Source organism: Wolbachia endosymbiont (group A) of Paraperithous gnathaulax (assembly GCF_964028485.1).
Taxonomy (GTDB): Bacteria; Pseudomonadota; Alphaproteobacteria; order Rickettsiales; family Anaplasmataceae; genus Wolbachia; species Wolbachia pipientis.
Window position 1 is genome coordinate 250,255 of sequence record NZ_OZ034784.1, and the last position, 14,267, is coordinate 264,521.

13 protein-coding genes and 1 pseudogene are annotated in these 14,267 nt (G+C 35.8%); 4 read left to right on the forward strand and 10 right to left on the reverse strand.

Going from position 1 to position 14,267, the window contains the following annotated elements:
• Positions 1 to 2: 2 nt before the first annotated feature.
• From ABWU74_RS01415 to def, 9 genes are all read right to left on the reverse strand, one after another.
• Positions 3 to 842, reverse strand: a complete 840-nt coding sequence (locus ABWU74_RS01415; protein WP_209473214.1) for a glycine--tRNA ligase subunit alpha — start codon at positions 840 to 842, stop codon at positions 3 to 5.
• Between the two features lie 44 nt (positions 843 to 886).
• Positions 887 to 1,645: a phosphatidylglycerophosphatase gene (locus ABWU74_RS01420; protein WP_138265045.1), complete on the reverse strand. Its 759-nt coding sequence runs from the start codon at positions 1,643 to 1,645 to the stop codon at positions 887 to 889.
• 146 nt (positions 1,646 to 1,791) lie between these two features.
• On the reverse strand, positions 1,792 to 2,787 hold the full coding sequence (gene hemB / locus ABWU74_RS01425) for a porphobilinogen synthase (protein WP_353289348.1): 996 nt from the start codon (positions 2,785 to 2,787) through the stop codon (positions 1,792 to 1,794).
• Positions 2,780 to 3,805, reverse strand: a complete 1,026-nt coding sequence (gene nuoH / locus ABWU74_RS01430; protein WP_209473210.1) for an NADH-quinone oxidoreductase subunit NuoH — start codon at positions 3,803 to 3,805, stop codon at positions 2,780 to 2,782. The genes hemB and nuoH overlap by 8 nt, the downstream gene beginning before the upstream one ends.
• Positions 3,789 to 4,163 carry a hypothetical protein gene (locus tag ABWU74_RS01435; RefSeq protein WP_209473209.1) on the reverse strand — a complete coding sequence of 125 codons (375 nt, stop codon included), beginning with the start codon at positions 4,161 to 4,163 and terminating at the stop codon, positions 3,789 to 3,791. The genes nuoH and ABWU74_RS01435 overlap by 17 nt, the downstream gene beginning before the upstream one ends.
• Before the next feature lie 210 nt (positions 4,164 to 4,373).
• The gene (gene nuoG, locus ABWU74_RS01440; RefSeq protein ID WP_353289349.1) at positions 4,374 to 6,422 is read right to left on the reverse strand and encodes an NADH-quinone oxidoreductase subunit NuoG; all 2,049 of its coding nucleotides are present in this window, start codon (positions 6,420 to 6,422) and stop codon (positions 4,374 to 4,376) included.
• A 5-nt stretch (positions 6,423 to 6,427) separates the two neighbouring features.
• Positions 6,428 to 6,640, reverse strand: coding sequence for a hypothetical protein (locus ABWU74_RS01445; RefSeq protein WP_006279675.1), 213 nt, complete (start codon positions 6,638 to 6,640; stop codon positions 6,428 to 6,430).
• Positions 6,641 to 7,711: 1,071 nt separating this feature from the next.
• Positions 7,712 to 8,533 carry a uracil-DNA glycosylase family protein gene (locus tag ABWU74_RS01450; protein ID WP_209473207.1) on the reverse strand — a complete coding sequence of 274 codons (822 nt, stop codon included), beginning with the start codon at positions 8,531 to 8,533 and terminating at the stop codon, positions 7,712 to 7,714.
• Positions 8,523 to 9,062 carry a peptide deformylase gene (gene def, locus ABWU74_RS01455; protein WP_264329787.1) on the reverse strand — a complete coding sequence of 180 codons (540 nt, stop codon included), beginning with the start codon at positions 9,060 to 9,062 and terminating at the stop codon, positions 8,523 to 8,525. Before def ends, ABWU74_RS01450 begins: the two co-directional genes overlap by 11 nt.
• A gap of 138 nt (positions 9,063 to 9,200) precedes the next feature.
• Between def and ftsA the strand changes: the two genes are divergently transcribed.
• Together ftsA and map are read left to right on the forward strand one after the other, a co-directional pair.
• Positions 9,201 to 10,439 carry a cell division protein FtsA gene (ftsA, locus tag ABWU74_RS01460; protein WP_353289350.1) on the forward strand — a complete coding sequence of 413 codons (1,239 nt, stop codon included), beginning with the start codon at positions 9,201 to 9,203 and terminating at the stop codon, positions 10,437 to 10,439.
• Positions 10,440 to 10,571: 132 nt separating this feature from the next.
• Positions 10,572 to 11,354, forward strand: a complete 783-nt coding sequence (gene map, locus ABWU74_RS01465; protein WP_265027932.1) for a type I methionyl aminopeptidase — start codon at positions 10,572 to 10,574, stop codon at positions 11,352 to 11,354.
• Between the two features lie 27 nt (positions 11,355 to 11,381).
• On the opposite strand, the pseudogene ABWU74_RS01470 reads toward map, so the two are convergent.
• Positions 11,382 to 12,628: pseudogene (locus tag ABWU74_RS01470) on the reverse strand (MFS transporter).
• Between the two features lie 223 nt (positions 12,629 to 12,851).
• Between ABWU74_RS01470 and rsmH the strand changes: the two are divergent.
• Both rsmH and ABWU74_RS01480 read left to right on the forward strand, forming a co-directional pair.
• Positions 12,852 to 13,796, forward strand: a complete 945-nt coding sequence (gene rsmH, locus ABWU74_RS01475) for a 16S rRNA (cytosine(1402)-N(4))-methyltransferase RsmH (RefSeq protein WP_209473203.1) — start codon at positions 12,852 to 12,854, stop codon at positions 13,794 to 13,796.
• A complete protein-coding gene (locus ABWU74_RS01480; protein WP_007548286.1) occupies positions 13,793 to 14,104 on the forward strand; it encodes a hypothetical protein in 312 nt (103 codons plus the stop codon). The genes rsmH and ABWU74_RS01480 overlap by 4 nt, the downstream gene beginning before the upstream one ends.
• Positions 14,105 to 14,267: the final 163 nt, after the last annotated feature.

A 14,267-nucleotide genomic window follows, 5' to 3' on the forward strand; every position in this document is an offset into this window, starting at 1 on the left:
CGCTATTTACTCATGTACAATTCACAACATTTTTTTGTTAGCTCTCTAACTTTACCAATATAAGCTGTACGTTCATTCACACCAAGCACACCTCTTGCATCAAGCAGATTAAGTAGGTGACTAGTTTTAATACATTGGTCATAGGCTGCCATTGGTAGCTCCTTTTCAATAAGGAACTTACACAATTTTTCCGTATCTTCGAATTGCTGCTGTACCACTTTAGTATCATAATAGTCTAACGCTAGATAAGAAAATTCATATTCTCTTTGTTTAAAAATATTTCCGTAAGTTACACCGTTATCGTTCCAAATTATATCGTAAACATTATCTACACCTTGTATGCACATTGCTAAACGTTCCAACCCATATGCCACCTCACCAGGAATCATCTTGCAGTCAATCCCTCCAACTTGCTGTATATAAGTAAGCTGTGTTACTTCCATTCCATTGCATGTAACTTCCCAACCAAGTCCTGATGCACCAACACTTGGATTTTCCCAATCATCTTCAACAAACTTAATATCATATTTTTCTGTAGATATGCCAAGAACTTTTAAGCTATCTAAATAGACGTCTTGTAAATTATTACCAGATGGCTTTATTATAACTTGATATTGGTGATGTTGATACAAACGATTAGGATTATCACTATAGCGCCCATCTGCTGGCCTAATTACTGGTTGTAGATATGCAATTTTTGCCGGTTTTGTATCAATTGCAGACATAATTGTTGCAGGATGTAATGTGCCAGCACCAACTTCAGATGTGTATGGGTGAAGTATAACACATCCTTCACTAGCCCAAAAATCTTGTAACTCTTTTATTATACTTTGTAAGTTCACACAAATTGTACACTTTTTATACTAAATATATAAATAAATAAGTACTATTCAATACCTATTTTTTTAACAGTATCATGTAAATAATCACCTAAAACTGCTGAACTTTCCCTCACATACTGAATTATGCTTTTATTTAGGACAATTGCATCATGCATAGTTAAATCGCAGAATATAAATGCTGTTAAATACAGTAAAATCACCGCATAAAATGTGTGAAAAATCCCCTCAAATGTAATTGACATTGCATTATTATAGCTGAGCTGTATTGAACTTATTGGCCATGGTTTTATCACTTCTACGACATTAAAAAATACGTAAGGTATCATAAGAAAAAAGAAAAAGTGCATAAAATCATTAAACCAAAATGGGCATTGAAACATCTGCTTACATATATTCCCATAGAGTTTACTTACAGCATAATAAATCGACATCATTGCCGGCATTGAAAGTGCTACAGTCAGTACTTGCCCTGACGCTATTTGTATTACTATTTCTTCACCACTGTTTGCTGAAGGGTCTTGAGCATGAAAAATAAATATTCCAATTAATTGCATTACTAACATAACTATTGCCAATTTTGTAAAAACAGCAGCTACAACTATTCCTGAGTCTGGCATTTTATATAGTAAGTATTCGCCTCCATATGTAAGAATTAATATAACATCGACAATAAATAATATTAAAAAAGAAGACCAATAGTTCTGCCAACTTGGTAAATATCCTATTCCTAAAAGAGAGCTTACTGTTTTAGCAGGAAAAACCTTGCCTAGCATCTTTCCCAAAAATTTAAAAAAAATCCCCATGTTCTAAGTAACACTTGGTTTATATTATTTATAATACTGTATTGTAACGGACTTATCAACAACTTAAAACATGTATTGGAAAACTTTAAGTAATATGCAGCAACAGTAGAAGAACGTGCGCCAAAAATTTAATAATTTTATAGGGCTTATGCACTTAAATTTTTTGCAATATCAAGTGCAGCGTAAGTGAATATTGCACTTGCACCCGCACGTTTGAAACCAATCAAAGATTCATAAATCACCTTGTCATAATCTAGCCAGCCATTATTTGCAGCAGCTTTTATCATTGCGTACTCACCGCTTACTTGGTAAGCAAAAATCGGAAAATTAAACTTATCACTTGCTGTTTTGATAATATCTAAATATGGCATACCTGGTTTAATCATAATAAAGTCTGCACCTTCATTTATATCCATTTCAATTTCGCACATTGCTTCGCGCGCATTTTTATAATCCATTTGATAACCACTTTTGTCTATAGAATGTGATAGCCCACATGAACCAACGACTTGCCTGAATGGAGCATAGAAGCTAGAGCAGTATTTCACTGCATAAGATAATATTAATACGTCTTGAAAGTTGTTATCATCTAATGATTTTCTGATTCTTCCTACTCTACCATCCATCATATCAGAAGGAGCAACTATATCACATCCTGCCTTCGCTAAAGCAAGTGCTTGCTTACACAGTACTGATATAGTTTCATCGTTTTCTACATCCATCTGATTATCTTTTAAAATGCCGTCATGGCCATGAATAGTGTATGGATCCAGTGCAACGTCTGCAATAATACCAATTTCAGGTACCTTTAATTTTACAGCACAAATTGCTCTGCAGATTAAGTTGTCAGAATTATACGCTTCTTCAGCGTTTTCAGATTTTAGTTTACTATCAACTACAGGAAAAATTGCAACAGCATTAATTCCTAAATCTTTAGCTTCCTTAACTATAGACACTAATCCATCTATTGAATAACACTTTACGCCTGGTAAGCCAGAAATTGGTTCAGTTGTTTCTTCTCTGTCGTGAACAAATAGAGGAAAAACTAAATCATTTACTGATAAGCTATTTTCACTTGTTAAATTGCGAACCCATTTGCTCGAGCGCCTGCGTCTTAATCTTGTATTTGGAAAATTAAACATTGGATCCAGGTAAATTCCCAGTAAAGAGCAACACTCCTGAAATGAGTACCACCCAAAGCACCGATATTGGCAGAAACACTTTCCAACCAAGGCGCATTAGCTGATCATATCGATAACGAGGTATTGTTGCTCTAATCCAAATAAATACGAATAAAAGTATAATTATCTTCAAAACGAACCAAATTAAACCTGGAATTTTATAAAGCAAACCAAGTTCTAACGGAGGATACCACCCTCCTAGAAAGAATATTGTCATCATAGCACTTGCTAAAATCATGTTTGCATATTCTCCCAAGAAAAAGAGAGCGAAAGGCATGGATGAATATTCAACGTTATATCCAGAGACAAGCTCTGCTTCAGCTTCTGGTAAATCAAATGGGTGACGATTAGTTTCTGCAAGCAAAGAAATAAAAAATATTATTCCTATAGGCATTAGTAGCAAATCAACCCAAAATGGCATATTGTGTTTCGCTACCACCATCTCTCCGAGGTTCAACGTGCCAGTCGTAACAACAACTGTAGCAACTATTAAGCCTATTGAAACTTCATATGAAATCATCTGAGCAGCCGACCGTATAGCGCCAAGAAATGCATAATTAGAATTGCTTGACCAGCCTGCAATAATTACGCCGTATACTCCCAGCGACGATATAGCTAGCACATAAAGCACTCCAACATTAATATTTGCTATAACCTTAGGAATAACTACTTGCTGGCCATTTTCTACAATTACTTCAGCACCAAACGGTATAACTGCCCAGGCAATTAATGCCAAGATAAAGGTAAGCATTGGAGCCATAATGAACAGTATGGTGCTCGCTCTAAATGGTATTATCGGCTCCTTAATCAGGAGCTTAATAGCATCTGCAAATGGCTGCAATAGCCCAAAAGGTCCAACTACACTCGGGCCGTGCCTTAGTTGAATTGCACCAATAACTTTACGTTCAAAGTACACCAAATATGCTACTGAAAGCAAAAGTGGAATGAGAAGAAAAATAATTTTAAATATTAAAGGCATACAACTCTAAACCAAAAAAGTAATTCATAATCGCCAAAATGAAGAATATAGCAAGCGCAGTAGATAAAGCAGATGATGTTATTAGAGTAAGAGCAGCAACCATATTCCGCAACCTACCATTTTCCGATTTAGCGTAGTAGCGCGATACGTACCAACTGAACAATATAAATGACATAATAATAACAATTATAATTATTGATAATCTAGAACTATCATACACCCCGCGTGAAACTATACCAGCTGTAGCACCACATACAGCTGCCACAATAATTTGCCTAAAAAGGTTAAACATATTCCATGAACTAGTATCTTTAATTTTAACATCATCACCTAATATGAATGAAAGTAAAAAAATCATGATTATTATTAACGGAAAATAACTCCAGGAAATATACCACCTGCCAATATCAGTACATGAACAAATAATGTTACAATATCAGCGCGCAATTGTAGCAACGTATAAGGCTTACATTCTAAAATTGGATCCTTGTTCATTATTACTAAATTGGCTTTATGCTCAAAGTAAACCAAGACTGGCAGTAAAAAAGGCGTTAAAATAAATAAAACATTAACTAGCGTTATCATAAAAAGCCTTAGTACAATCCGCCATTATTTTTGAAGCGCGACTTATTGAATCCGTCATATAAAAATTACACTCCTTTAAAGTAAAAGGTGTATTACTTAAGCTTATTTCACCACTGCTGATTGGTACCCATGTATTTTTTATCACTTGATCAGCATTTCTAAACTGTGGACCGATAGTATCTAATTTTTTTCTCACGTCAAATAAACTATCATATGGTAAGGAGAGATCCAAATATTGCGAGAGATTTTTAATAATTAACCAGTCCTCCTTTGCTTCACCTGGAGGAAATACAGCTAAATTTGTTCTTTGCACTCGACCTTCAGTGTTTACATAAGTTGCATATTTTTCTGTATATGCAGCACCAGGCAAGATAACATCTGCCACATGTGCACCCTTATCACCGTGATGACCTTGATAAATTACAAATGTGTTTTCTAACTTTGATGTGTCAATTTCATCTGCACCAAGAAGATAAACAACTTCTATTTCACCACTTTCTGCATGTTCCAATATTTGATTAATATCCCTTTCGCCTTTTTTAGGAACAAACCCAATATCTAGCCCACCAACTCTTGCTGCAGCTTTATGCAGCACATTAAAGCCATTCCAGTCATCTCTGACCATGTTAAATTCTTCTGCAATTTTGCCAGCTAGAATTAGAATTGATTCAGAATCGTCTCTTACTAATGCATCTTGACCGATAATCAGCATAGGGCTCTGAGCAGCACTCAGCAGCTTACAGAACTTATGATTTCCATTTGCTATTTCACTCAAAATATCAGGATTATCGCCCAATTTCTCAACATGATACAAATATTCAATGTTAGGACCAACACTTGCAACAGGAAAGTTGCCCTGTAAATATCTCTTTCTCAATCTTACGTTAATGATCGGTGCTTCTATCCTTGGGTTTGTATTTATAAGCAGACACAAATCCGCATTCTCTATACCTTCAATAGTGGTATTGAACACATACGATCCACGATTATTTGGTATAAGTTTTGCACCATCCTGCCTGCAATCTATATTTCCCGAGCCGAGCTTCTGCATCATTTCTTTAAGTAGAAGCATAGACTCACAATCTGCTAAATCACCTGCAATTGCAGCTATTTTATTTGATTTTGTATTCTTTAATTTCTTTGCAGCAACAGTTAATGCCTCATTCCAATCAACTGGGGCTAATTTACCATCTTTTTTTATATAAGGTCGATCAAGACGCTGAACTTTTAGTCCATCATAGGCAAAGCGGGTTTTATCTGATATCCATTCTTCATTTATTTCTTCGCTCAGCCTTGGCAATATTCGCATAACTTCCGGGCCACGATAATCAACTCTAATACTACTTCCCACAGCATCTAGTACATCTATAGTTTCGCAATGTGATAGCTCCCATGGACGCGCTGTAAAGGAGTAAGGCTTTGAAGTTAAAGCTCCTACCGGGCAGAGATCTATGATATTTCCGGATAATTCAGAACTAATATGCCTTTTTATGTAAGTGCTAATCTCTACATTTTCTCCCCTTCCGATTCCTCCAAGTTCATTTGTACCTGCAACATCAGACAAAAATCTAACACACCGAGTGCAATGAATGCATCGATTCATCGCGGTCTCAATCAGTGGTCCGAAGTGTTTTTTTGGCACAGCCCTCTTATGCTCATCAAGTCTGCTGGTTCCTTTCCCATAAGCCATCGTGATATCTTGCAAATCGCATTCACCACCCTGATCGCAAATTGGGCAATCAAGCGGGTGGTTAATTAGCAAAAACTCAAGCACACCTTCACGTGCTTTTTTAACCTTAGGGGTATCAGTGTGAATAACCATCCCTTCTGCAACTGGCATTGCACAAGAGGCTACTGGTTTTGGAGGTCCACCCTCCACTTCAACCAAACACATTCTGCAGTTACCAGCAATTGCTAAACGCTCATGATAACAAAAACGTGGAATTTCAACGCCCACGACTTCACAAGCTTGAATTATAGTGAGCCCATGCTCTACTTCACATTCCTTAGAATTAATAGTAACTTTAACCACAACTATTATACAGCTTCCCACTTTATAGGATTGCCGCTTACCTCATCTTCAACCAGATTGCCGTTGTCATATTGAGCAGACATATAATTCATGCGCGAATCACGATCTATATATCTAACAGGTTTTACCGGTTTATCTTTATACATTTTTTGCTCAGCTTTCTTACGCTGAGTAGGGTTATTTTTACTAGCTGTCTTTGCTTTCCCACCTGCTGCCATATAAACTCCTAAAAACTTTTCATTCTATTTTAACACTTAAGTATATAGCGTCAATATTTAATAACTTTAAAATTTCAATAGATCTCTTATTATAATCATTTTACAATCATTGTTTAAATAAAAAGTTACCCCTTGATGCCATTCCAGCGCATGACGCACAGCTGTACGAACATTGCAATTTGCAGGCAATTTGCGTGGCAGATTCAAGTAGCTGACACTGGTTTCCATCCAAAACAGCAGTAGCCCTTTTGGTGTCATTTCAGTGCTTGACACTGAAATCCAGGATTTTGATTGGATACTGAGTTGGTAAGCATAAAAGTATAGCTAACGCGAGCTCTACGTCATACCGCGATTTATTCGCGGTATCTCAAAGCATAGATCCCGCTGCGGGATGACGATTGTCGTTTAGCTATAAATATTAAGAAATTTACCAAATAAAAAAAAGGCAAAAGAAGCCCTGGGGTTATTATCCGCTTTAAAATATTGGCGTTTTTTATGTTTTAAACGCTTGACAAGCAAGATTAATACCAATTCCCACTGCACAATAAACGGATAGATAACAATGGAAAAAAAAGCCATACTATTGCCTTTCTTTCTCACTCCACAATTAAATAACTCTACAATATCGCTTATTTGATTCACTAATAATGAGAATTGGTATAAGCTGCTTTTAATTGCAACTAACTTACGCTGCAAATGTTTAAGAAATTTACTAAGCAGAAAAAAGGACAAAGAATCCCCGAGTTAGCTAGTCTTTTACTATCTCTGTCGAGTATTGGCATTTTTTGATGTCTTGTAACGCTTTGTAAGCGCGTCCAGCTTATTTAGATAAAAATCTAGATGTAGATGAAGTTTTGTAAAGACATACAGTATCTATATACTGCAAAAAATTGAACATAAGACGCCGATACATTAAGTAATCCTTACCTTTTAATCTGCAGATTGGCGAAAGCAAATACAATAGCTTCAATTTTATGATAAGGGAGCTGGCGGAGTTTGTCAAGGAAGTTTTTTCGTTTCTAACGATTGTTAACATGCTGCAAAAAACTATGCAAGAGGTCTACCACTTTATTAGGTATTTGTGCAGTTATTGGTGTTATCAAGATACTCCCTAATCTTCTTCAAGTCCTCCCAGGCTAAACGTTTTTGTGCCGGTTGGCGAAGTAGGTAAGCTGGATGAAATATAGCGGCTGTGGTGATTGAATTGGACAAATATTGGTTAGTGTACGTATGAAATCTGCCACGCAAATTCGATATAGTTTTTGTGCTGTCAAGAAGGCTATAACATGCGATTCCCCCGACTAAAATTAGAATTTGCGGTGAAACCAGTGCAACATGCTTCTCAACAAATGGTCTGCACATATCAAGCTCTAGGTCGGTTGGCTTTCTATTGCCAGGTGGGCGCCAAAATACAGTATTGCTTATGTATACCTTAGTGCGATCAAGATTGATTGCATTTAACATTTTATCGAGCAACATTCCACTTGCACCACAAAATGGTATGCCTTGAAGGTCTTCATTTGCTCCTGGAGCTTCACCAACGAGCATAATTTTTGCATTTGGATTACCATCGGAAAAGACAGTATTAGTTGCAGTTTTTTTTATCTCACAACCTTCAAATGATTCAACTGCACTTCTTAATTCATCCACACTACCACATTTACCTGCAAGTTTCCTTGCTTCAATTATCCAATCACTTGGAAACATGTCTTTTCCATCTTTAGTGTCATTCCAGCGCATATCTGCATCTTTCTTCTTGGTCCCAGTTTGGATAACAGAGGGTTGTACACTCTCTTTGCTCTCCAATTTTTTTTCCTCTTCACCCTCCATTAGTGTGCAATCAACGCCCACTTCATGGTAAAATTTTAATAATTCTAGGTCTTTATTGCTCATAATGCTTTTTAACCTTTTGTGCTTTTTTCATGGCCATATCATACTTTAATTTAGATAAATGTCTAATATATAATATGCCGTTTAAGTGATCTAATTCATGCTGAATACACCTTGCAAGCCAACCACTAGCTTTTAGCGTCTGTTCTTCGTTATTTAAGTCTCTGTATTTCACAGTTAGATACTTTGGACGCTTAATTTCATGACTTTGCTCTGGAATTGAAAGGCATCCTTCCTTGAGAATTACTTGTTCATCGGATAATTCTGTAATCTCAGGATTAATCATGTAAAATTTGCCAGTTGAGCCATATCCTGCTGGCTCATTTTCAATCGTTTCTAGCTGAATATCCATAACAAAAATTCTCTTTAACACTCCAACTTGCACTGCAGCAAGGCCAAGACCTTCTGCATCATACATAGTTTCGAACATGTCGTTTACTAATTCTTTAATTTTATCGTTTATATCTGTTACTTCACTGGCACGTGTGATTAGTCTTTCATCAGGGGCAATTACAATTGGTAATATGGACATAAAAATTATAATTCTATGTTTTGCTTTTCCTTTTGTCCAGAATTTAGTGTATATTAAAATGTTGCTATATCTATAATAGAAATATAAATTATTAAAGGAAGCTACAATTTAAATGAAATTGCGTAATAAGGTTAACTAATGTACTCTGCAGTAATAGCAAAACCAAAGAGAAACGTTTTTGCTGTTTTAGACATAGGTACAACAAAGATTATTTGTCTAATCGTTAAAATAAATGGCAACTTCAGCTATAAAGTAACAGGAACGGGCTATAAGATTGCAGAAGGTGTAAACGGTGGGTCGATAACTAATGTAAAACACGCAAATTACTCCATCTCATCAACTATAGGTTTAGCTGAGCAAGTATCAGAAGAAACCATAGATCAGATATATGTGAACATTGCTGGATGTGGCATCTCATCTTTCAATGTACATAATGAAATTATTGCAGCTAACCATGAGATTTCTGAGCGTGATATAAGACGTGTAGTTTTTCAAACATTTGAGAAATATATTGAAGACAATGTTATCATTCACAATATACCACTAAAATATCACTTAGATGACATGACTGACATAAAAGAAGTTGGTGGATTGTACGGAAAAAGACTATCTGCTGATGTTAATGTTGTCACTGCTTCGCGTCCAGCGCTTACCAATATTGAAAACTGTATTACCAATAATGGTGGATTAAATATGGCAGGTTGTATTGCTTCTGCATATTCTGCAGGTCTTGCCTGTCTGAGTGGAGATGAAAAAGAGCTCGGGACTGCTATTGTTGATATAGGCGGTGGGTGCACTGCAATTGGAATTTTCAAAAGAGGGAAACTTGTGTATGCAAGCAGCGTTCCAATTGGTGGTGTTCATATCACTCGAGATATTGCTTACGGGCTATGCACAAGCATAGAACGTGCAGAGTATATAAAAATACTGTATGGCAGCACTATCGTAACTTCAATAGATGAGAATGAGTACATTACAATGCAAAACAACAAAAATGATGAACCTACTCAAGTATTCAAATCTGAGCTTATTAACATCATAAGACCAAGAGTTGAAGAAATACTTGAAATGGTAAGAGAGCAATTTCAAGAGCAGAAAGATCCAATTAATAAAGTAGTGATCACAGGTGGAACTAGTCAACTCACAAGCATGAAGGAAATTGCAGGCTATATATTCAATAAGCAAGTTCGAATTGGGTGCCCTGAGTCTTGTAGCGGTCTTGATGGCGAATATGATAAAAATCCTGTATTTTCTGCTGCTATAGGCTCTATAAAGCTAATAGTTGACACTTTTTATAAAAATAATTCTGGTATTTTAGGTCAGGATGGTAAAATGAGTAAATTGTATAATTGGGTTAAATCAAAAGTTACAGTCTAGATTTCTGTTTTACCACCTTTCATACAAATGACTTGACACTAGGATCCATAGGACTTATTTTTATAATATGTAAAATTATTATGTTTATGTACTTGCGAGTAAGCGTACCAATTACAATAAGACATGGAAAATATGAACATAACTATACACTCACAAGAAGATTTTGAATTTATGCGCAAGGCTGGCAGGCTTGTTGCTGAAACTCTTGATTTCATTGCACCGTACGTAAAGGTAGGGGTGACAACCAATGAATTAAATGATCTATGCCATGACTTTATAATTAATGCAGGTGCAATTCCAGCACCACTAAACTATAGGGGGTATCCAAAATCAATTTGCACTTCAAAAAATGCAGTTGTGTGCCATGGTGTTCCCGATGATAAACCGCTTAAAGATGGAGATATTTTAAATATTGATGTCACGGTGATTTTAAATGGTTGGCATGGTGATACAAGTCGCATGTTTTGGGTTGGCAAACCATCAATCAAAGCAAAACGTTTATGTGATGCTACTTATAATGCGTTGATGGAAGCAATCAAACAAGTTAAGCCCGGCAATAAGTTAAATGAAATAGGGCTTGCTATAGAGAAATATATTAGAGATTTTGGATATTCTATCGTACGCAGCTACTGCGGACATGGTATAGGAAAAGTCTTTCATGCTCCACCAAATGTAGTGCATTTCTATGATCAAGATGAAGATCTTGTCTTAAAGGAAGGTATGTTTTTTACAATAGAGCCAATGATTAATGCTGGAAAACATGAGACTCTGCTCAGTAAACTCGATGACTGGACAGTAACAACACGCGATCTTTCACTTTCTGCTCAATTTGAGCATACACTTGGAGTGACAAAAGATGGTGCTGAAATATTCACATTATCACCTAAGAATTGGCATTTCCCACCTTATAATTAGATTTTTTTAAATTCTGCTATACTGCAACTATACTTGGTTTACTTTGGGTGATTTTGAAGAAAGCTCACCCTTAATTTGCGATATAGCAACTAGCCCAATTAATGCACAGAAAATCATGTAAAAACTAGCTGAAGTCTCTTGTCCTGTAACCTTGATAATTGTTGTGCATATAAATGGTGCAAGGCCGCCAAAAAATCCAGCAGCTATATTTCTTGATAAACCAAATCCACTGTACCGAACCTTTGTTGGAAATAATTCGCACATAAGTGCACTGACAGGACCAAGCGATGCAGCTATTGGAATTATAAAAGAATGTGTGCCAGCAAGTAATTGCCACTACATAACATTGAAAAAACTGGATAACTTACTATTACAAAAGCTATAAATGCAAATTTCATAACTTTTTCTCTTCCTACCTTATCAGAAAGTATAGCAAATAATATTGTCAATCCTCCGAGCGCAATTTGACTCAGTATTTCCACTATATGATTAAAATGAGTATTTACTGTTAATATTTTATTCGTAAGCACATTGAAAAATACCAAATATATATAGAGAGACGCATTTTCAACCAAGTCAATACCTATTGATATTAGAACAGGCTTTTTGTAATTGTTTAATAACTCTTTTAGTGGCAATTTAGACGGATTTTTTTGTCTTTTATACTCTGGGCTTTCATCAAGTATATATCTCATATATATGCTAATTAATCCCATTGCTAAACTGAAAATGAAAGGTAATCTCCACCCCCAAGATTCAAAATCAGATACTTTTTTGCATATGAGTACCGCTATCAGGCTTAATATTGAACCAAGAATTGCACTTAATACCTCAATGCTGCCAAAAAATCCTTTTTTGTTTTTAGGAGCATGTTCTATTAAAAATGGTGCATTTCCTGCTTCTCCTCCAAGAGATATACCCTGCAATAATCTTAAACACACTACCAGCATTGACGCTAGTATTCCAATGCTTTGATAACCTGGAACAAAAGCAATTAATACGGTTGATAAAGTCATTAATATAATCGAGAGCAATAAGGCAACTCTTCTGCCATGTTTATCACCAATGTGACCAAATATAGCAGCACCGACTGGTCTCATTAAGAAACCCACTGCAAACACTCCAAAAGCCTTCAATACGCTGGTTAGTTGATCATCCGATGGAAAAAACACACCACCTATTATGTTTATTAAGTGGCCAAAAAGCATGTGGTCATACCACAATAAAGTGTTACAAATCAAACTTGAAAATATTACTTTTGTTATTTGCTGCATAATTTCCCTATAGCCTGTTTGATCTTATATATAAAAAAAAATGTGAACGTTATGTGAATATTATATTAACAATATTAAACCTTGATTTTAATATTATTGCTCATATATTCCGATAAGATACCATATTTTGGCAAGAAAATCTATGTACATAAATAAAATTGATGTGAAGAGTAGAGTAGAGTAGAGTAGGATATCTACACCAACTGTACTTAAATTTTTTGATATGACACACACTCCAGTTTTGTTAAAAGAGATGCTATCACTACTATCACCGCAGGATGGTGGCATATACGTGGACGCCACATTTGGAGCTGGAGGGTATAGCAAAGCAATATTGGAGTCAGCTGATTGCAAGGTATATGCAATTGATAGAGATGAAACGGTAACTAAGTTTTATGATGATTTAAGCGTTAGATATCCCGATAGAATAAAACTATTCATTGAGAAGTTTAGTAATATTAAAAGTATACTAAGCAGCGTTGAGCCATCTCCTGTCATCCCAGTACTTGATACTGGAAAAAATAACTGGTCACGCGCTGGAATGACATCAAACGGAGTGGATGGAGTGGTCTTTGACATCGGAGTTTCATCTATGCAGCTTGATAACGGAGATAGAGGGTTCTCATTTTTACATGATGGTCCACTCGATATGAGTATGGATAACTCTTCTTATATAAACGCTTCAACGTTTGTTAATGCTTTACGCGAAGAAGAAATCGCAAATACTATATATAACTACGGAGGAGAGCATCATTCTCGCAAAATCGCAAGAGCAATAGTAAGTGCACGGAAGAAGAAAACTATCAAAACTACATTTGAGCTTGCGAACATTGTACGTTCTGTGGTGTTCCGTGGAAAAAGCAAAATTGATCCTGCAACCAGAACATTTCAGGCAATCAGAATATGGGTAAACGATGAGCTGGGAGAACTTGAAAAGGGTATTAAAGCTGCATCTGAGATTTTAAGTGAGAATGGCAAATTAATTGTCGTCACCTTTCATTCCTTAGAAGATCGTATAGTCAAAACTTTTTTTAAAGATTTATGTGCTACTGATTGCAAGACATTCTCTCTGCTAAATAAAAAAGTGATCGAAGCAAGTATAGAAGAAGTAAGTGCAAATCCGCGTTCACGCTCAGCAAAACTAAGAGCTATACAGAGGTTGTCGTGAGAACTTTCTGCATCATCTCAATAGTTATGTTTTTTCTTAGCATTGTAGGACTATTTAAGGTAAAATTACATGTTCAGTCGTTAAATAGAGAGCTAATAAAAATAAAAAGTGAAATTAATTTAGTACAAAGTGATATAAAAGTTTTACAAGCAGAGTGGAGCTATTTAAATAATCCAAAAAGACTTGCAAGTCTTGTAAAGAAATACCTGAAAAATAACTCTTTAATACTGGCTAGCCAGGTTAAAAATCTTGACTCTTTAAATGGCCGCAGTGTGTTAGCACAACTTAAAATCCATGATCAACAGTGAGATTAAGTCTTATTTTTTACAGATGAGCACATCACAATAAAACTTACTTTGTATCCGTTCAGGATAGCGGCAAGGTAGTATAACCATAGAGTAAAAGTGAGTTTACAACAAATGGTGTCATCCCAGTGCTTGACACTGGGATCCAGCCTTTCCATAATCATCA